12 protein-coding genes, 1 tRNA gene and 1 pseudogene are annotated in these 19,910 nt (G+C 64.7%); 8 read left to right on the top strand and 6 right to left on the bottom strand.

Annotated elements, in window-relative coordinates; translation table 11 throughout:
- Positions 1-35: 35 nt before the first annotated feature.
- Positions 36-1,250: an ABC transporter substrate-binding protein gene (locus AC2W7L_RS09465; RefSeq protein WP_486004252.1), complete on the bottom strand. Its 1,215-nt coding sequence runs from the start codon at positions 1,248-1,250 to the stop codon at positions 36-38.
- Positions 1,251-1,697: 447 nt separating this feature from the next.
- Here AC2W7L_RS09465 and AC2W7L_RS09460 point away from each other — a divergent pair, with 447 nt between their 5' ends.
- Entirely contained in the window at positions 1,698-2,441 is a 744-nt protein-coding gene (locus AC2W7L_RS09460; RefSeq protein WP_062243154.1) for an SDR family oxidoreductase, read from the top strand.
- Between the two features lie 51 nt (positions 2,442-2,492).
- Positions 2,493-3,692: an acetyl-CoA C-acyltransferase gene (locus AC2W7L_RS09455; protein ID WP_486004251.1), complete on the top strand. Its 1,200-nt coding sequence runs from the start codon at positions 2,493-2,495 to the stop codon at positions 3,690-3,692.
- Between the two features lie 134 nt (positions 3,693-3,826).
- On the opposite strand, the gene AC2W7L_RS09450 is transcribed toward AC2W7L_RS09455, so the two are convergent.
- Positions 3,827-5,821, bottom strand: a complete 1,995-nt coding sequence (locus AC2W7L_RS09450) for an HNH endonuclease signature motif containing protein (RefSeq protein ID WP_486004250.1) — start codon at positions 5,819-5,821, stop codon at positions 3,827-3,829.
- The gene (locus AC2W7L_RS09445; RefSeq protein ID WP_486004249.1) at positions 5,809-6,747 is read right to left on the bottom strand and encodes a hypothetical protein; all 939 of its coding nucleotides are present in this window, start codon (positions 6,745-6,747) and stop codon (positions 5,809-5,811) included. Before AC2W7L_RS09445 ends, AC2W7L_RS09450 begins: the two co-directional genes overlap by 13 nt.
- Before the next feature lie 326 nt (positions 6,748-7,073).
- On the opposite strand from AC2W7L_RS09445, the gene AC2W7L_RS09440 reads away from it, so the two are divergent.
- Positions 7,074-8,390 (top strand): MATE family efflux transporter, encoded by a 1,317-nt coding sequence (locus tag AC2W7L_RS09440; protein ID WP_486004248.1) that lies wholly within the window; start codon positions 7,074-7,076, stop codon positions 8,388-8,390.
- Complete coding sequence (locus AC2W7L_RS09435) at positions 8,387-9,142, top strand: GNAT family N-acetyltransferase (protein ID WP_486004247.1); 756 nt, start codon at positions 8,387-8,389, stop codon at positions 9,140-9,142. The genes AC2W7L_RS09440 and AC2W7L_RS09435 overlap by 4 nt, the downstream gene beginning before the upstream one ends.
- Before the next feature lie 196 nt (positions 9,143-9,338).
- Here the strand turns inward: AC2W7L_RS09435 and AC2W7L_RS09430 are convergent.
- Positions 9,339-10,682 (bottom strand): annotated as a pseudogene (locus tag AC2W7L_RS09430) (M1 family metallopeptidase); the annotation flags it as partial.
- A complete protein-coding gene (locus tag AC2W7L_RS09425; protein ID WP_486004246.1) occupies positions 10,675-14,697 on the bottom strand; it encodes a Pls/PosA family non-ribosomal peptide synthetase in 4,023 nt (1,340 codons plus the stop codon). The gene AC2W7L_RS09425 and the pseudogene AC2W7L_RS09430, both read right to left, overlap by 8 nt.
- Positions 14,698-14,942: 245 nt before the next feature.
- Between AC2W7L_RS09425 and AC2W7L_RS09420 the strand changes: the two genes are divergently transcribed.
- The 4 genes from AC2W7L_RS09420 to AC2W7L_RS09405 all read left to right on the top strand — a co-directional run bounded on the left by AC2W7L_RS09420 (position 14,943) and on the right by AC2W7L_RS09405 (position 19,534).
- Positions 14,943-16,157: a metal-dependent hydrolase family protein gene (locus AC2W7L_RS09420; RefSeq protein WP_486004245.1), complete on the top strand. Its 1,215-nt coding sequence runs from the start codon at positions 14,943-14,945 to the stop codon at positions 16,155-16,157.
- A 208-nt stretch (positions 16,158-16,365) separates the two neighbouring features.
- The gene (locus AC2W7L_RS09415) at positions 16,366-16,869 is read left to right on the top strand and encodes a DedA family protein (protein WP_062243135.1); all 504 of its coding nucleotides are present in this window, start codon (positions 16,366-16,368) and stop codon (positions 16,867-16,869) included.
- Positions 16,870-17,300: 431 nt separating this feature from the next.
- Entirely contained in the window at positions 17,301-18,176 is an 876-nt protein-coding gene (locus tag AC2W7L_RS09410; protein WP_486004244.1) for a sodium:proton antiporter, read from the top strand.
- A 104-nt stretch (positions 18,177-18,280) separates the two neighbouring features.
- Entirely contained in the window at positions 18,281-19,534 is a 1,254-nt protein-coding gene (locus AC2W7L_RS09405; protein WP_486004243.1) for an MFS transporter, read from the top strand.
- A gap of 139 nt (positions 19,535-19,673) precedes the next feature.
- Here AC2W7L_RS09405 and AC2W7L_RS09400 read toward each other — a convergent pair.
- A tRNA-Pro gene (locus tag AC2W7L_RS09400) sits at positions 19,674-19,750 on the bottom strand.
- Positions 19,751-19,910 lie beyond the last annotated feature (160 nt).

Raw genomic sequence — 19,910 nt, 5'->3', positions numbered from 1 at the left:
ATGCGCCTCACCTTCAATACAGCCGCTGACGGAAGTTACTTATCGTCGGATACCTGTTCGATCGGCACCTTGGTGTATTTGCCGTCCTCATTGAGGAACGTCGCCTCCAGATCGGGATTGAGGAGGTGTCCCTGCTCTGTGATCTCGTCGGGGAAGCCATTGACCTTGTACTTGTCATCGACCTCTGGCAGCGCTTCACCGATGGCTTCGCGAATCTTCTCCGGGTCGTCCGTTGTCCCCGCAACCTCCATCGCCTTCGCGACGATGGCAATGCCCTGGTAGTTCAGCGCCGTTTCGCTGGTCGGAACCTTCTTCTCTCCGGCCTTCTCAGCGAACTTCTTCAGGAAGTCCTTAGTGCCGGGATCTTCATATTCGGAAACCGGCAGAACGCCGACAGAATTCTTGAGATTGTCGAGTTTCGTCACCGTGGCCATCTCATCCAGCTTTGCCTGATCCATGACGAGGAAGCTGCCCTCGAAGCCCTGCTTGCGAGCTTCTTCCATGATCAATGCTGTCGGTTGGGATGGTCCGCCGACGAAGATCGCATCGGGCTTCTCCGACAGGGCTTTCGAGACAGGGCCCGCGAAATCGGACACAGTTGCGTAGTCAACGCTGTTGTCGCCGCCGATCTTCCCGCCGGCTTCGCTCCACGCGTCCTTGATCGACTTGGTCCACTGCTGCCCGTACTCACTCTGAGTTCCGAGCAGAGCGAGCTTCTTGCCCCCGTGTTCCATGGCAGTCTCGGAGAATTCCTCAGCATAGGATTCGAAATTCGGAGGGATCATCATCGTCAGGGGGTTGTCCGCCTGCACGATCGCGGGATCGGACGTGTACGCAGAGATGAGGAAGTTCGACCTGCCGCTGTTGATCTGCTGAATCGCCTTGATTGCTCCGGCGTTCGGGGAGACGACCACAGGGGCCTTGTCCTGATCGGCCAACCGCTGAGCATTGCTCGCGGCGGTGGACGGTGCGTATTTGTCGTCGAGGGACTTCAGCTCAAGGGTCACGGGATTGCCATCGACCTCGACCCCGTCTGCATTGAGATCGTCGATGGCCATTTCGAGACCGATCTTGACGTTCTCACCGTATGCGGCGCCACCGCCGCTGAGCGGTCCTGTATAGCCGATGACGACCGTGTCGCTCTCACCTGAACCGCCACCGCCTCCGCAGGCTGTGGCAGTCAATGCGATTGCGCCCAAAGCTGCTGCTGCCGATAGTCTCCGGCGGCGACTTCGCGAGACAGAGTTCATCTTTTCTCCTTCGAAAAGCTCCTGGAGCGGGTTCGCTCCACACGGTGTCCGGGACGTCGTCAGTGACAGTTCCCGGAGTCGTCGTCAATCCGTAATGGACTTCGACTGGTGTGAACATTTCCAAATCACTCTGGTGAAGTCAATGGTTTTGGGCTAGATTTTTGAACGTTCGATAATGTTCGGGGCTGGTCCAGGCTCGGAGAACATAAGGCGAGGTCGGACTGCATGCGTGCCGAACTTCTCAGATCGGCTCTGCGGTTCTGAAGCGTTCGACCTGGCCATGTGTCTGAAAAGTGAGCAAACAATCGTTCAGTGACGGAATTGGTCTACAGTGGGCATAGCTGCATGAGAGATCTGCATCACATCAGGTCCGATGCAGACGCGAACCGCAGGTGCCCACTCGGTTCCCCTCGGCAATGACGCAACATCATCTTTAGGAGCTTGTTCATGACTCGTACAGCAATCGTCACCGGTGGAGGCCGCGGCATCGGAGCCGCCATCGCCAAGCGACTCGGAGCCGACGGACTCAAGGTCGCCGTTCTCGATATGGGCCCCACCGACGAGACCGTTGCCGCCATCAAGGACGCCGGCGGCGAAGCCCTCGGCCTCGAGGCCGACGTCTCTGACGAGGACTCGGTCAATGCCGCGGTCAAGCAGGTTGCCGAGACACTCGGCGCGCCGACCGTCCTGGTCAACAATGCCGGAATCCTGCGCGACAACCTCCTGTTCAAGATGACTCACGAGGAGTTCAACAAGGTCCTCTCCGTCCACCTCGGCGGAGCTTTCCTCATGGCGCGGGCCGTGCAGTCCTACATGGTCGAAGAGAAGTTCGGCCGCATCATCTCGATGTCGTCCACTTCGGCACAGGGCAACCGCGGACAGACGAACTACTCCGCTGCCAAGGCCGGCATCCAGGGCATCACGAAGACCTGGGCGATCGAGCTCGGCAAGTTCGGCATCACCGCGAACGCCATTGCTCCCGGCTTCATCGAAACGGATATGACCAAGGCCACCGCCGAGCGTGTGGGCATGGGCTTCGAGGACTTCGTTGAGGCCTCGGTCCAGCAGATCCCCGTTGCCCGATCGGGAAAGCCCGAGGACATTGCTCACACTGCATCGTTCCTCGCCTCCGAGGGAGCCGGCTTCGTCTCCGGTCAGGTCATCTACGTCGCCGGCGGTCCGAAGGACTGATCGCCGCCGTCATCACGACGAGTCAACGAACATCTTCGAAAGGTGAGACCCATGAGAGAAGCAGTGATTGTGTCGACGGCTCGCACGCCGATCGGCAAGGCCTACCGTGGTGCCTTCAACGACACCCAGGCTCAGGAGTTGGCCGGCCATGCGATCAAGCATGCTGTGGAGCGCGCCGGTCTGGAAGGCGGTGAGGTCGAGGACGTCGCCTTCGGTGCCGCTCTGCAGCAGGGCAGCCAAGGGACGAATGTCGCTCGGCAGGCGGCACTGCGAGCCGGGCTTCCTGTGACGGTTCCGGGCATGTCGATCGACCGGCAGTGTGCTTCCGGGCTGATGGGCATTACGACCGCGGCGAAGCAGGTCCTCTTCGACGGTCAGGAGATCGCCGTCGGCGGTGGCGTGGAGTCGGTGTCGCTGGTCCAGAATGACAAGATGAACACGTTCCGGGCCAAGGATCCGTGGCTCGTGGAACGCATTCCTGGCATCTACTACCCGATGCTGGCCACGGCCGAGGTCGTGGCCGAACGCTACGGCGTCAGCAGAGAAGCTCAGGACGAGTACTCCCTGTCTTCGCAGCAGCGTACCGCCGCCGCTCAGGAGGCCGGACGGTTCGACGACGAGATCGTGCCTCTGCCGACGACGAAGGTCGTCGTCGACAAGGAGACAAAGGAGACCTCGCGTCAGGATGTGCTGCTCGAAGCCGACGAGGGCAATCGCCCGTCGACGACTCTGGAGAGCCTGGCCGGACTCAACCCGGTGCTCGAACCCGGTGTGGCGTCGAAGGTTCCGAGCATCACCGCCGGCAACGCCTCTCAGCTCTCCGACGGAGCATCCGCTTCGGTGGTCATGTCGAGCGATGAGGCCAGCCGTCGCGGACTCGAACCGCTGGGCGTCTACCGCGGCATGGCCGTGGCCGGCTGTGAGCCGGACGAAATGGGCATCGGGCCCGTCTTCGCCATTCCGAAGCTGCTGAAGACCCATGGTCTGTCGATCGACGACATCGGCCTGTGGGAGCTCAACGAAGCGTTCGCTGTGCAGGCACTGTACTGCCGTGATCGGCTTGGCATCGATCCGGAGAAATACAACGTCGACGGCGGCGGCATCTCCGTCGGACATCCTTATGGGATGACTGGCGCTCGTCTTGTCGGACACGCCCTCATCGAGGGGCGTCGCCGCGGAGTGAAGTACGTCGTCGTCACGATGTGCATCGGCGGCGGACAGGGTGCGGCCGGACTGTTCGAAGTCTGCTGAGGCATTCAACCAACCGTTCAGCCGGAACAGGGCAACACTGTCGCTGAACCTGGAAGGCCGACGATATTCGGATCGTTTCTGATCTGAGTGTCGTCGGCCCTTTCCGTGTTCGCGATCACGAGGTAGGACTCAGCTCAGAACGGCGGAGGTTCGCCCGAGTCCCAGAACCAGTCGCGCAACTCGGAGCTCTCCTCGTCCTCCTGGTCTGCAGGCTCGGTGCCACGTGCCTTCTCAGGGTTACAGTCCGCAGGGTTGGGTGTGAACGCGCAGAGGTCCTCGGCAAGGAGTTCCCTCCAACCGGGTGTTCCGTCGGCCGCAGCTGGTTCGGGACATTCTCGCGCCTGCTTCCGATCGCCGGGAACGGGGTGCTTCGCGGCTGCACTGCCATTGTCGACAGATGCTGTCTCAGTGTCGGGGGCACTCTCAGCAGCGGTTCCACGCTCGGCATCGGAATCACGCTCAGCAGCGGTTTCGCACTCGGCTTTGGAATCGCGCTCGGAGGCAGGAACATGCTCGCGGGCAAGTGGATCGACAATGCTCGTGTGCTCCGGTGCGATTGCTCGACCTGCCCGGTAGATGCCAGCGCCGAATCGTTCGAGGAAGAGCCGGGCATGCTCAACGCTTATGGGGTTATCCGGTGAGACGACCTCCACGGAGACGCCCTTGCGGAATACGTACTCCAGGTGGCCGGGCTCGGCCATCCGCACGTCGAAGTTGCCGTTGGTCTTCTGCAAGTGGTGCGCCTTGCAGAGGCAGTGGAGATTTCCGAAGCGGGTGAGACCACCCTGAGTCGGGTCGGAGTGATTGAACGGGTCGATATGGGCGACCTCTGTCACCTCAGCCGGTTGAGTGCATCCCGGAAAAGTGCATGTGACGAACTGAGCAACAAGAGTCTTGCGGACGCTGTTGGGAATTGCGTAGGACGTTGCCTTCGCATCGACAGGAGTTCCGGTCGCCGGGTCGGTCAGCAGCCGGGTCCAGGTAGTGGAGTAGCCGGCGACCCGCCGTGCCATGTCGGCTGGGATCGGTGACCCGTTTGGAAGCATGCCCGCCAGATCGCACACCTCACCTGAAGTCAGCGGTGTATGAGGTGCTGACTGTGCGGTGGAGAGTGGGGACGGTCGTGGTTCTACCTGTGGTGGTACCGGGGGACCGGTGGCTGGTGGTGGCGGATCTGAGGTATCGACGGGTGGAGGCGGTGGGCTTGGGGGATCTGAGTTCGGTGGCGGCTGGCCGTCGTCATCAGACTGGAATTGGCTGAGCAGAGTCAGCATGGGAACGGTGATGAAGGTGCTGGCCTGATTCGCCAGCCAAGACTCATTGGTCGGCATGTCGAGAAGGAATTCGAAGCTGATGCGGCGCTCGCCGGCATCGAGGATCGGATTGCCGAAGGCGTCGACGGCGCCCGATGCTGCAGCTTCGGATCCCTCGGCCGTGGGGCGAGCTCCGCTGGACTGCGAGCCGATGAGATTCGAGAGTGCTTCGGCCGTATCGCGATCCGTGGTGCTGTTGCTGCTGAGGATGGCCTCGAGCAGTTGGGATTCGAAAGCGCGGTCGGCCGGAGTGGTGGGCGCCTGGCAGGAATCGACTTGCGGCGTGCGGGTTGCATCATCAGATTCACCATGGCCAACGGAATTCAGGGGGTTGGATTCGGTGTGTGCGCAGCCTCCCGAATCCGCTGGCGCAGACTGTGTCTGTCCTGCGTATCCGTTCGTGCGCAGGTCGTCGAACACCCGCTCGATGTAGTCGAGCAGGGCCTCGCCTTCGTGCATCGGGGTGCCGTCGGGTCCGGCGAAGAGACCATCGAGAGAGAAATCGGTGCTCGTCGACTCGTTGTCCGTCGCGTTCGTGCTGATGATGCGCAGCTTCATCTGTGGGCGCGTGCGCGTGAGAATGTCGAACATCAGTGCTGAGATCGAACGCTCCTCATCGAAGCAGTCGCCTGCTTTCAGCTGACTCGAGAACGCGTTCGTATTGTTCTTATGAACTGCCCGGGCGAAGGCATCGAGCCTTCTGAAGCACGCCTGCAGCTCAGGGGCAGGCCCGGTCAGAGTGAGGTACGCGGTTCCGTCGTCGCCGGTGCTGAAGTCGACCCGGCGCCGCAGTGAAACGCTCTTCAGCGTGTCCACGGCCGGCTGCAGCACCGAGATCTGCAGGGCGACCGAGCGCTTGAACGTCTCGATCGTAATGTCGGCGCGCTGCGCGCCAGATAGTCGTCGAGTTTCGGGAGATGTTCGAAGTGCAGGTCACGGCACGCGCGAGTCACGCAATCGACGTGCTCGATTGTGAAGTCTCCGTCCAGGCATCGTTTGAGGAATTTCGGCAGTCCGTGGGTCAGCGTCATCGACGAGGTCATGTGCCTGAGAGCGTTGCTCGTTGTTGCGCCGAGGAGACTCGAATAGACGCCGGCCTCGGTCGGCTCGACGTTGCCGCGCAGCCACGTGAAGAAGGTCAGCTTCGGGTCATAGCCGGGAAAGTCCGGTAGGAGAGCGGGGTCGGTCAGGAACTCCTCGGCGAGCTTCCGCACTCGACGATGGCGGCGGCCGACGGCACGATTCTTCTTCCGTCCTGAGACTACGCCGATCTTCGTCCCGGTTTCGGCTTCGACCTGGGCAACTGCCTGTGCCATTGCCAGTGTTTCTCGACGGGTCCAGGCTCTGCGCGATGAGAACACGTCGTCGGCAGGCACGTCGACTATGCAGTCGTCGCTGCTGGGGTCGACTTCAGTTCCCTTGTTCTCGGACTGGTTGTAGCGTGTGGCAGTCCTGGTGAATGACGCGAACTCGTAGACCGAGTCGGGCTGACTGCCCGTGAGCCCGAGGGCATAAGCGACGTCTTGGGCGACGACATGGCTGGTGGCGACGAAGGAACGGATCTGGGCGAGGCTGCTCTGTGAATAGGTGCCCAGCAGGGAGACGAGCTCATTGTCCTGGGCGATCTCCAAGCGACGTCCGTGGGCCCGACGGAACTGGGACAGAGTCCGGTGGTCTGCCTCAGCAGGGGGAACGGCGGGCAGGCCGAATTCCCGTCCGTCGTTGTCTCCGATGTGCTTCATCGGTCTTTCACCTCTCCACGCCGCTGTGGAAGTTGGTCATCGGGGAAGTTGCCTATCTCAATTATATAATCTGAGCGTATGAATGAATGTCACAATCCGATTACAAATAGAACGAAAATACTATTTCGTCCGATAGTGACTGATTCAGAGCTGTCTGAATCGGTACTGATCTGTTTGTCCTCTGACTCTACAGTTCGGCACTGACACGACACCGCGATCGGGCTTGAACCCACAACTGACCTGCAGTGACCGATCGCGACAGGCCCGCCGCACAACCGGTTCGCGACAGGCTCACCCCACCGCCTCGGTTCGCTAGAATCGGGGACGTGGCAGCGATCGACAAGGACATTCTCCGTTTGGCTCTTCCCGCACTCGGAGCCCTGATCGCCGAACCCATTTTCCTGCTCACCGACACGGCCATGGTCGGCCACCTCGGTGCCGGTGCCCTGGGATCGCTGGCGATCGCCTCGACGATCCTGCAGACGGTGCTCGGTCTGATGATCTTCCTTGCCTATGCCACGACACCACGGGTGGCCAAACGGATGGGATCGGGGGACCAGCCGGGCGCGATCACGGCCGGGTTCGATGGAATCTGGCTGGCGCTGGGCACCTCCGTCCTGCTCATCATCGTCGGTCTGCCGCTGCTGCCTACTGCAATCGGGGCGTTCGACCCGGAACCGTCCATCACCGCGGGTGCACACTCCTACCTGGCGATCTCATGGTGGGGACTGCCGTTCATGCTCGTGGTCATCGCCGCCACCGGCCTGCTGCGCGGCCTCCAGGACACGAAGACCCCGCTGATCGTCGCGGCCGCCGGCTGCGTCGCCAATATCGGCCTCAACGCATTCTTCATCTACGGCCTCGACTTGGGAGTCGCAGGATCGGCGATGGGCACGGTCCTCGCTCAGGCCGGAATGTGCGCGGTCTACCTCACCATCTCCATCCGCGCGGCCCGCCGCTTCCGCGCCGGCATCCGCCCGGATTGGACAGGCGTGTTCACCTCGGCGAAGACCTCCGGGTGGCTGCTCGTGCGCAACGCCTCGCTGCGTGCCGCACTCATCCTCCTCGTCTTCCTGGCGACGGCGATGGGCACGACGGACCTCGCCGCGATCCAGGTTGCTCAGAGCATCTTCTTCGCTCTCGCGCTCGCCCTCGACTCGCTGGCTATCGCAGGCCAGGCGATGATCGGCCTCGAGCTGGGTAAGAAGAACACCGAGGCGGTCGCCGCGATCAACCGCCGCCTGTGCCTGTGGGGGATCGTCTTCGGCATCGCCGTCGGCATCGTCCTGTTCGCCGGATCCGGAATCATCCCGCGCGCTTTCGCCTCAGACCCCGCGGTGGTGTCGGCACTGGCCGCGCTCCTGCCGGTGTTGGCGCTGAGCATGCCGATCGCCGGGTACGTCTTCGTCCTCGACGGTGTGCTCATGGGAGCTGAGGACGCGAGATACCTGGCTCTGGCACAATTGGTCGCTGTGATCGGATACGCGATTCTGCTCATCCCGATCGTCAACATCTGGCCGGGAGCCCCCGGGCTCTGGGCCGGCTTCTGCATCGGATTCGTCGGTTTCCGCGCCCTGACCCTGGGCTGGCGAGTACGCAACCGGGCGTGGATCGAACGCGCCGTCGAGAAAGGAATCTCATGAACGCTGCACACACTGACGCTCATGATCCGCAGAACACTTCCGCTGATTCGCAGAACTCCTCCGCCGAGGCGGCCGCCTCCTCCCTGCGCGGACGTATCCGTCCGCTGCCGGCCGAGACCGATGACGAGACCTTCCTGCCGTTCGTCGACCTGTGCTTCAACTGGTCGATGGACAAACCTCGGATCGAGCTCGAGGACCTCCGCCACCGCAGCGATGCCGTCTTCTACTTCCGCGACTGGGGTCGTGACGGTGACATCGCCGTCGCCGCGCACGCCGAAGCCGATGCGCAGTCGCCGATCATCGGACTCGCCTGGGTGCGCCTGGCCGATATCGACGACGTCGTCGGGAAAGCCGACGAACGGGTGGGCGGGGACTTCGCAGCGGCCTTGGGCAAGACCGGCACCGAGGTGGTTCGCAGTGAGGTCGTCACCGGCGATGACGCGAATGCTGAGTCGAGTGAACCTGCCACAGACCTGACGCCGAGCGACGATCATGTGCCCTTCACCGGTTACGGCTGGGTAGCCGCCGACATCCCCGAACTTTCGATGGCAGTGCTGCCCGACCACCAGGGGCAGGGAATCGGCGGTGCCCTCCTCGACACCGTCTGTGCGCTGGTGCGGATGAGCGGATTCCCGGCCGTGAGCCTGTCCGTCGAAGACGGCAACGGGGCAGCGAAACTCTATGCCGACCACGGATTCGTGTCCGTCGGTCGCAATGGCGACTCGGACGTGCTCGTCCGCAAGCTCGGCTGAGGTGGGGGCGGACTCTCGGCTGAGGACCAGCCCGGCAGCGTCGACTGCAGCGCTGCCGGACTCGGCAGTGCGCAAAGCGCAGGCGTTCAAGCCAGCGGCGGGAGCTCCAGCTCTTCGAGCCACGGGCGGACCACCTCGCGATGTCACGATCTGCCACGTCGGAGACGCAGCGGATGAACTCCTCGGTGCTCACCGAGCAATGACGGTATCGCTTCGTCCACTCGCCGATGGCAGCGAAGAAGTCCGCATCGCCGAGCTCGAGGCGCAGAGCGTGCAAGCACAGAGCGCCGCGCTTGTACACGCGGTCGTCGAACATGTCCGGCCCACCCGGATCGCCGAGCATGATGTCCTGCGCCTGAGCGGACAGATCTTCCCACCACTGCCGTGCACGCTCATCGGCACTCGCGCGCCCGGACTCCTCCGACCACAGCCATTCGGCGTAGCAGGCGAAGCCCTCGTTGAGCCAGATGTCCTTCCACCGCGACGGCGTGAGCGAGTTCCCGAACCACTGGTGCGCCATCTCATGCGCGACGAGGCGCTCGGCCTCCCATTCGGGTCCGAGATGATTGGGCCCGAGAACGGACAGCGGCTGCGACTCGAGCGGAATCTCGAGCACGTCATCGGTCACAACCACGTCATAGACGTCGAACGGGTACGGACCGAAGCGTTCGATGAACAGGTTCATTATTCCGTGCTGAACGCCGAGGCGCTCGATCGCCACATCCCAATGATCGTCGGCATAGACGCCCAGGGGAACGGGGGACTCGGTTCGGCTGTATGTCGTGCGCCTGCCTGATTCGTCGTGAACAGGCACATCCTTGCCGGCGGCACCGGCGACCCCGCGGGCGGCGCTCGACAGGGCATCTCGGTGCGAACCCGCGACTGCGTCCTTCGCTGCGCCGAGCATCGCGGCACCGAACTTCGTGGTTCCGGAGCTCAGCGGGATCTGTCCGTACTTGTAGCGGCCGATCTGCACCGTCGCCAGGTAGGTCGCCAGGGGAGTCGTCGATTCATAGGTCCAGCGGGTCCGCCCGGCCTTGCGCGTCTTCTTCGTCAGCGACCCATTGGACACCACCGTGTACTCGGACTCGACGAGCACCGAGATCCTGTACTGGGATTTGTTCGAGGGATGGTCGTTGCACGGGAACCACGTCGAAGCTCCGACGGGCTGTCCGGCCACGAGCACTCCGTCTTCGAGCTCCTCCCAGCCGACGTCGCCCCAAGTGCCGATCGCCGGTTCCGGATTGCCCGTGTAGCTGATGTCGATGACCACCGGCTGGTCACTCTTCAGCGCCGGGGTCGTCAGGCGCAGCTTCTTCCCACGTGCGGAGAAGCGGACCTTCTTGCCGTTGACGCTGGCCTTGGTCACCCGCAGGCCCGTGAGGTCGAGGACGATCGACGAGGTGTCCGTGAGCACACGGCCCGTGAGCACCGCCCTGGCCGAGAGTCGGTTCGGACCGATCCGGTAGTCGAGGTCGAGATCGTAATGGTCGATATGAAGGTCCGCGTTGCCGACACCCTGTGTATAGGTATCAAGCATGCGATCGGCCCGATCGTTCTCCGTCGTCGGGGTCTGAGCCGTTGTGACCGACGTCGTCTCGGCCTGCTTCTTCGCGACCGACGTCTTCTCGGCCTTCTTCGCTGAGTGAGGGAAGTTCTGGGGCATCCACCCAGGGTATGACAGGATTGCCGCTGAAGTAGGCGTTGGCCGGCACGAACTCTCCGCGCATGACCAGAGACGTCGCTCCCACCGTGGCGTTCTCACCCAGCGTGGAGGCCGGGAGGATGACGCTGTTGGGGCCCAAGGTGGCACCGGGATCGAGCTGCACGGTGTCAAGGCTCATCACCCGATCATGGAACAGGTGAGTCTGAACCACACAGCCGCGATTGACCGTCGAATTGTCACCGAGGTCGACGAGATCGGCCTCCGGCAGCCAGTAGGACTCGCACCACACTCCGTGGCCGATCTTCGCTCCCATCGCACGCAGGTACCACACGATCGCAGGCGTGCCCACGGCATTCCGGGTGAACCAGGGAGCGGCTACGAGTTCGACGAAGCAGTCGGCGACCTCGTTGCGCCAGATGAAGGACGACCACAGCGGATGCTCCCCGGGTCGGATGGGACCGGCGAGGATCCATTTCGCTGCCACGGCCAGTCCGGCTGCCACTGCACCGGCGGCCATCATGACGACGCCTGAGGTGAGCAGGGCCAACAGCACCGAGGCGACGAACGTCGTCGACTGCGCGGCGACCCCGCCCGGCAGACCGAGGAAGAACCAGATGGTGAGGACGACTCCGGTGATGAGCACGCCGCCGGCGATGATCGACGAGACCCGCAGCGTCTCCCAGAAGGCCCGGGCGGCCTTGACCCCGAAAGTTGGGGCATAGGTGAGCGACTCATCGGATTCCACGGCGGCACGGCGCAGCTGCACCGGGGGAGAACCGAGCCAGGACGACCCCTTCTTCGCCTTCGCCGGTGCCGCAGAGAGCACCGCGACGAGGGAGTTCTTCGGCACCCGGCGGCCGGGGGACGCGATTCCCGAGTTGCCGAGGAAGGCGCGTTTGCCGACCTTCGCTCGCCCGGCGCGCATCCAGCCGTGGCCGAGCTCATAGCTGGCGACCATGGTGTCATCAGCCAGGAAGGCACCGGCCGCGATCGTCGTCATCTTCGGAACGAAGACGACGGTCGAGATCTCCGTACCCGGCCCCACCTTCGCGCCGAGGAGGCGCAGCCACCACGGGGTGAGCATCGACGCATAGAGGGGGAACAGCAGATCCCGGGCCATGTCGAGCAGACGCTCCGTCGCCCACACCCGATATCCGCGAGCCGAACGAACGGGGAACTCACCCTCTTCCATCCCGATCGCCAGAATCCGCACGGACACGAGGACGAGCAGGGCGGTGGTGAGGAACCACAGGCAGGCGACCACGGGGGACCATGCCACCAGCAGCCAGGGAGACTCGACGACCTCGATCCCGGAGACCCCGAGCATGATCGCGACGCCCGGCACCACCGCAAGATACGGCAGCAACGCATTGATCTGCGAGCCGATGGCATAGAACAGGAAAGGCAGACGCCGCCGAGGCGGGGGAGCCGGCCAGGACTTCTTCGCCTTCCCGACGCGAACCGCCGGAGAACCCGAATAGATCTGGTTCTTCCGCACCCGACCGGTCACCGCGGATCCGGCTTCGACGAGGGCCCCGACCCCCACCTCGGCGCCGGGCATGAGCGTCGACCGGGCACCGATCGTGGCGTTGCGGCTGATATCGATGCGTCCGATGCGCAGCAGATCACCGTCGACCCACCAGCCCTTGAGATCGACCTCGGGTTCGACTGCAGCGCCCTCGCCGAGAGTGAGGAAACCGGTCACCGGGGGCACTGAGTGCAGATCGGCGTCGCTGCCGATCCGATTGCCCAGCAGCTTCGCATACCAGGTCACCCAGGGTGCGCTCGCCACCGAGACCGCAGCGGCGATGTCGGCGATGTGTTCGGCCAGCCACAGCCGTTTATGCACCCACCCGGATCGCGGATAGACCCCGGGCCGGATCCCGATCATGAGCAGGCGTGCCGCACCCGCGGAGATGAGCATCCGCCCCCACGCGGTGACGAAGACGAGGAAGAGGACGATAAGCACCGGCCACGGTGTGAAGGGCAGGTCCGCGCCAAGACCGACCCCGATATCGGCCGCGAGCATCGCCAGTACGACCCATCGGACCCCGCCGAGGATGTGCACCGGAATTCCGAGCAGCACCTGGAAGGCCTGCATGCCCCGGGAGGTCCGTGTGATCGTCCGCTTCGGACCTGCCGGTCCGATTCCGGCCCCTTCCTCGCCGAGGCAGAGCCTGGACAGGGCGCCGAAGCGCGGATGCGCGTAGATGTCGCCGACGGTGACGCTGGGATGGCGGGTGCGCAGTCGGGAGACGAGCTGTGCGGCGCCCAGCGAACCACCGCCGGCGGTGAAGAAGTCCGTATCGCTGCCCGGTCGGGCACCGAGGACCGCGGCCCACTGCTCGGCGACCCACTCCACGTCCTCGTCGAAGACCTCATCGGATCCGGCCGCCTCGGCGCCGTCATCGAGCGGCCACCGCAGGGCATTGCGGTCGACCTTGCCGGAGGTCTTCGTGGGCAGGTCATCGACGAGGGCCAGACGGGGAACGAGTGCGGCCGGCAGTTCGTCACGCAGCCGGGCCTCCCAGTCGGGAAGGTCGGCCTCGCCGGAACCGGCACTGGGGGCGAGGTAGCCGATGAGGACGTCCGTGCCGGCCGCCGTCTTCTTCACCGCGGCCGCAGCGCCTTCGACACCGGGCAGGGCCTGCAGGGCAGCGTCGATCTCGCCGAGTTCGATGCGTCGGCCTCCGAGTTTGATCTGCTCATCGGCACGACCGACGAAGATGAGCCCGGCCGGATCGTTGACGACGAGGTCGCCGGACCGGTACGCCCGGTCCCAGCCGAGACTCGGCATGGGGGCGAACTTCTCGGCGTCCTTGGCAGCATCGAGGTAGCGGGCCAGTCCGACTCCGCCGATGATGAGCTCGCCGGTCTCGCCCTCGGCGACGGGTACGCCCTCGGCATCGACGGCTGCCAGATCCCAGCCCTTGAGCGGCAGGCCGATGCGCACCGGCTCGGACCCGTCGAGCATGGCCGCGCAGGCGACGACGGTCGCCTCGGTGGGGCCGTAGGTGTTCCACACTTCACGGTCGTCGTCGCTGAGCCGACGTCCGAGCTCGGGCGGGCAGGCCTCACCGCCGAAGATGAGGAGGCGGACATTGTCGAGGCTCTCCGCCGGCCAGAGTGCGGCCAGGGTGGGCACGGTCGAGACGACGGTGATCTGCCGCGATGACAGCCACGGTCCCAGATCCATTCCGGACTTCACCAGTGCACGCGGGGCAGGGACGAGGCACGCGCCGTGCCGCCAGGCCAGCCACATCTCCTCACAGCTGGCGTCGAAGGCCACGGACAGTCCGGCCAGGACGCGATCGCCGGGACCCAGCGGCTCCTCGACGCAGAACAGGGCCGCCTCGGCGTCGACGAAGGCTGCCGCCGAACGATGGGTGACGGCCACGCCTTTCGGAGTGCCCGTCGAGCCGGAGGTGAAGATCACCCAGCAGTCGTCATCGGGGGTAGGCGAACGCAGCTCGGAACGGTCGAGAGGACCGCGGTCGGTGCGGGATTCGATGTGTGGTCCGGCGGTGACCACTCCGGTCACGGCCGCCTCGGCGAATACGGTGCGCGCCCGCTCATCCGGGTCGTCGACGTCGACGGGAACGTAGGCCGCGCCGAGCATGAGCGTGGCCAGGATCGCTAGGTACAGATCCACCGTCCCCGAGGGGACGCGGATGCCGACCTTGTCACCGGGGCCGATTCCGGCTTCGGCCATCGCCAGTGCGAGATCGCGGATCGCGGTGATGAGCTCCGCGTAGCTGAGCACCCGAGTGCCGTCATCGAGGGCCGGTTGATCGGGATGGGCGCCGGCCGACTCGAGGAGGACGTCGATGAGGGTGCGGTCCTCGCGGGGACGCACGGGGGACGGGAACTGCGGTGCGTATTCTCTCACGGATCTTCCGGGTCGTTCGGGAGCTGACTGGCGCCGGGCCGACCGGCATCGCCGGTGACCTTAGTCCAATAAGGTGTCGCGGACGTGAACACAGGTCGGGGCGCACGGAGCGCATCCCGGTTCCACGGACTGATCCTATCGCCACGGGACAGGCGCTATCGTCACGGCTCAGGCGTCTGTGATAGATGTGAGTAGACGACCGTCCGCGGTCGACCAGCTGATTTTCAACGATGAGGAGCACGCCCATGGTCACAGTTCTCACCCACGCCACCGTCTTCGACGGCACCCGTTTCCTGCCCGGCACCCGGGACGTCGTCATCGACGGAGGACGAATCACCTCGGTGACCGAAGGGGGACAGGGATCACACAACGCCGGGGACGACTACGTCGACTGCACGGGCAAGACGATCATTCCCGGAGTCATCGACTGCCACGTCCACCTCACGAGCTCCGGAGCGGCAGCCACCGCGAACTTCCACGATCCGTTCTCGCTGCAGTTCTATAATTCCGTGGCGAATATGGAAGCCACCCTCAAGGGCGGAGTCACGACCGTGCGCGACGCCGGCGGCACCGACCTCGGGGCAAAGGTGGCAGTGGAGACCGGCGTGGTGCGCGGTCCGCGCCTGACGATCGCCGTCAACATCATGTCCCAGACCGGTGGGCACGGGGACTTCCACCTCGTCTCCGGAGCCGAATCGCCGTTCCTGGCCCCGCACCCGGGCCGGCCGTCGGGAGTCGCCGACGGGCTCGAAGGGGTGCAGAAGAAGGCCCGCGAACTCCTACGGGCGGGCGCCGACCACATCAAGATCTGCTCGACCGGGGGAGTGCTCTCCCCGCGTGATGACCCGCGCCACTCGCAGTTCACCGAAGCCGAGATCGCCGTCATCGTCGCCGAGGCGGCCGCTCAAGGTGCGTCCGTCATGTCCCATGCCCAGGGCGCACCGGGAATCAAGAACGCCGTCCGTGCCGGGGTGCGCTCGATCGAACACGGAATCTATCTCGACGACGAGGCCATCGACCTCATGTGTGAGCACGGCACCTTCCTCGTCCCGACCCTGCAGGCCCCACAGGCGGTCATCAAAGCCGCCGACACCGGTGCCGCACTGCCCGCCTCAGTCGTTGACAAGGCCCGCCGCGTCGTCGAGGCGCACCAGGAGTCGATCGCCCGGGCCCACGAGGCGGGAGTCCCGATCGCTCTGGGTACCGACGCCGGAGTCGGCCCACACGGGGAGAACCTCGAAGAGATCAGCCTGTTGGCCGAGGTCGGGCTCTCCACGACGGAGGCGCTCGCCGCCGGCACCTCCGTGGCGGCTCGCCTGCTCGATGACGATCGGGTCGGTCGCCTCGGCGCGGGCGGTCTGGCCGACCTCGTCGTCGTGGACGGCGACCTGCGCACTGCCGATGTCCGCGGAATCGAGAACCGAGTCAACGCGGTCTACCTCGACGGCGAACTCGTCTGAGTCGTTGACCGAACCGGAACGTCGCCGAGGCGGTGCGCCCTGATCGTACGTCTGCGAGGGCACGGCCGCCTCGGTGGGTGAGATCGGTCTCGCCTCATCATTTGGTGAGGGAACCCTAACCTGATGGGGCTATGATGAGGGTGACCGATCCATAGGCCGCAGCGCGTCATTGCGGCGGAAATGCCAGAGAGAGGAGTGCGCCTCAGCGATGAATCCGCTCGACTGGTCGTTTCCGATCGCCGTGACCTGGCTGATCATGTTCGGCATCATCATCTTCCGCGCCGGCGGCACCTTCCTCCTCGGCCGCTTCGCCCGGAAGGGGATCCGCAAGTTCGACCGGGTCGAGAAGATCATGTCCGGGCGCAAGTACCGTCGGGCCGAGGACACGATCGACCGTTTCGGGGCACCAGTCGTGGCGCTGAGCTTCCTCACCGTCGGACTGCAGACGGTGGTCAACCTGGCTGCCGGAACCACGGGGATGCGCTACCGCCGCTATGTCCCGGCGCTCGCCGTCGGCGGATCGCTGTGGGCGCTCATCTACTCGACCGTCGGATTCCTCGGCTTCAAGGCCGTCGCCAAGGCCTACCAGGCCGAGCCGGGACTGACCGTCGGGCTCGGCCTCGTCTTCGTCGTCGCGATCATCGGTCTGTTCATCGGACTGCGCAAGGACCGAACTCCCGCCGAGGAAGAGGCCTCCGCCTCGGTGAACTGAGCGAACTGCGCTGCCGCCTCGGTGATTTGAAGGATCCAGCTGGGCGAACCGAAGGATCCACCTCGGAGTCCGTCAGGCAGACTGTGGTCCGAAGTGCCGCGCGCGTTCAGTAGAGTGGGACAGCGTCAGCGTCGACATGACGAGAGTGCTCGTCGACAGTGAGTAAAAAGGAGTCCCCGGATGGTCGTGGCCTGGTGGAGCATCATTCCGTTCGTTCTGCTGCTCGGGTGCATCGCGGTGCTCCCGCTCATCCCGGCCACGGATAAGATCTGGGATCGCAACCTCGTCAAGCTCATCGTCGCCTCGGGCGGAATCTTCCTCGTCGGAGACATCAAAGCGACACCGCGCATCAACACGATCTTCCTCGCCGTCGGTGGTCTGCTCACTCCGCTGGGCGAGACCCGCCGCTGTTCCTCGGCATGCTGCGCGGAGTGCCCTTCGAATGGACGTTCGGACTCTGGCCGTACTGGCTGTTCGTCAATGTCCTTCTGCTCATCAGCTACTTCGCCCTCGACTCGAAGATGTACGCAAAGGAACCGGCCGAGGCACTGGCCAAGGACGCCGAGTATGCGACGAAGCTCGGCCTGCGCGGCGCCAGCGGTCTGCTGTTCCTGGCGATCATCATCGCCGTCGCGTTCATCCCCTCGGTCGACTTGCACGCGATCGAAACCGGGCATGCGACCGCCTCGGACTACGTGCCGTGGCGTGAGGTCGTCATGCTCCTCTCCGCGGTGACCTCGTTCCTCGTCGGCGACCGTGGTGCCAGGTTCAACCTCAACAAGTTCACGTGGACGCCGATCCTCGAAGTCGGGGCGCTCTTCATCGGCATCTTCCTGACGATGATGCCTGCTCTGCAGCACCTCGGTCAGATCGCCCACAAGATCCCGCTGGGCGAGATCTCCCTGTTCATCTTCACCGGCGGCCTCTCCTCCGTCCTCGACAACGCTCCGACCTATGTCACCTTCTTCGAGATGGCCGCCCAGGTGCCGGGCGAGCCGAAGGTGGCGGGAGTGCCCGAGACGCTGCTCATCGCCGTCTCGCTGGGTGCCGTCATGATCACCCACATCGGCAACGGACCGAACTTCATGGTCAAATCCGTCGCAGACTCGGCGGGCGTCGCGATGCCGAGCTTCGGCGGCTACGTCTGGTGGTCGCTGCGCCGCCTCCTGCCGATCCTCGTCTCGATGGTGCTCATCTTCATGACCGGTTCGCTGTGGTGGATGCTGCTCGGAGTGCTGGTCGGACTCGTGATCCTCGGACAGGCCGGGCGAGACCTGCGTGCGGCGAAGGCCGTGAAGGCGGACTGAATCGTCATGCCCGGAACCAGTGAGTTACGCAGGTCGAATGCGGTGGGACTCTGAGTCCGCGCGATGAGGCTGGGCGGTCCGGTTCCGGCCGGGGCCGCAATGGTGTGAGCGCCGCTGCCGGAGTCGGCCTCTACTTCACCGGAAACGGGGCCGTCTTCGCGGCGCTGCTGCCGTGGTATCCGTTGCTGGTCGACCGCCTCGAGCTGAGCTCCTGGCAGTTCGGACTCGTCGTCGCCTGCTTCGCAGTCGGATCGCTGCTGTCCTCGGCCCTGCCCGCCGCGCTCATCGCCCGGTTCGGAGCGCACCGGGTCGTCATCGTCGGGACGGTGATGCTCGGCGTGGCCGCCTCGGCGACGGCATGGTCGGTCAACGGCGTGATGATGGCAATCTGCCTGCTCCTGCTGGGGTGCTGCGATGCGATCGTCGACGTCGCGCAGAACGTCGTCGGCATCTCCGTCCAGGAGCGGGCCGGCCGCTCGATCCTGTCATCGATGCATGCGCTGTGGAGCCTCGGCGGACTGCTCAGCGGAGCCGCCGCGACCGCGGCTGCCAGCGCAGGTGCCGACATGCGGGTGTGGCTGGCGATCATCGGCACCGCAGCCGTGCTCATCACGATCGTGGGTCGGCGCCTCATCGGCGGATATGCCTCGCCGAGGCGCGTCACCGGTTCCGATCCGAGCTCGACGTCCGATTCCGGGGCCGACTCCGGATCGGAATCCGGATCGGACTCCCGTGCGGCTGATCTGACCGGAGAGGTTGAGCGCGCGAGCCGTGGCGGCGCCGGGGCCGCGGGACGTTCGAGACTTGCGGTTCTCTTGGCGGCGCTGCCCTTGGCGATCGTGGCGATCTGCGGTGCCGTGGTCGAAGACGTCGCGAACAACTGGGCAGGGCTGGCCGCGGTCGATTTCGCTGACGTTCCGGCCGCCTCGGCGGGGATCGCCTTCAGCATCGTCATCGGCAGCCAATGTCTCGGACGGTTCAGCGGGGACGTGCTCGTGACGAGGTTCGGGGCCGGTCGGGTCGCACGCCTCGGTGGCGGACTCATCGCTCTCGGCGGGATCGGGGCCATCACGGCCCAGGAGCCGATCCTGCTGCTCATCTCGATGGGAGCGTTCGGATTCGGGTCTGCGACGCTCGTGCCCGGTGCACTCGGCGCTGCTGGCCGTCTGCCCGGAGTGGGCCGGGCCGGGGGAGTGACGCTTGTGAACTGGCTGATGCGGGTCGGCTACCTCGGGACGAGCCCGCTGATCGGGGTCGTCGCCACCGGAGCCGGACTGCGCTGGGGCCTCGGCATACTCGTGTTCGTCGGCATCCTGACGATGGTCTTCGCGAACCGCTTGGACGTGCGCCGGACCTGACGCTTGCCGGAGTCGGCGCGGGAGCGGGGTCGAGATTGCGCAATGTATGGGTGGGCTCGAGATTACGCAGGGTGCAGAACAGTTCCGGGAACGAAAAATGTGCCGCTACCTCGTCGATGCGAAGTGGCGACACATGTGGTGGTCGGGCTAGCGGGATTTGAACCCACGACCTCTTCACCCCCAGTGAAGCGCGCTACCAAGCTGCGCCATAGCCCGTTACCGTACTCCCTCGTGGGCAACGAGAACTAGCTTATACCGATCAAGGGCCAACTGCCAAAACCGCGTTCCGTGACCTTCGAAAAACAGGTATCATCCCAGGTAGATACCGAAGAAGCGGGACTTGCAGATGCCTGACAGGGTGACCCGGTAACTTTTC

The sequence above is a fragment of the Brevibacterium sp. LAARM3_SD1 genome, assembly GCF_057364765.1.
The sequence above is the reverse complement of the archived record's forward strand: the minus strand, read 5'-3'. Positions and strand labels throughout refer to the sequence as shown.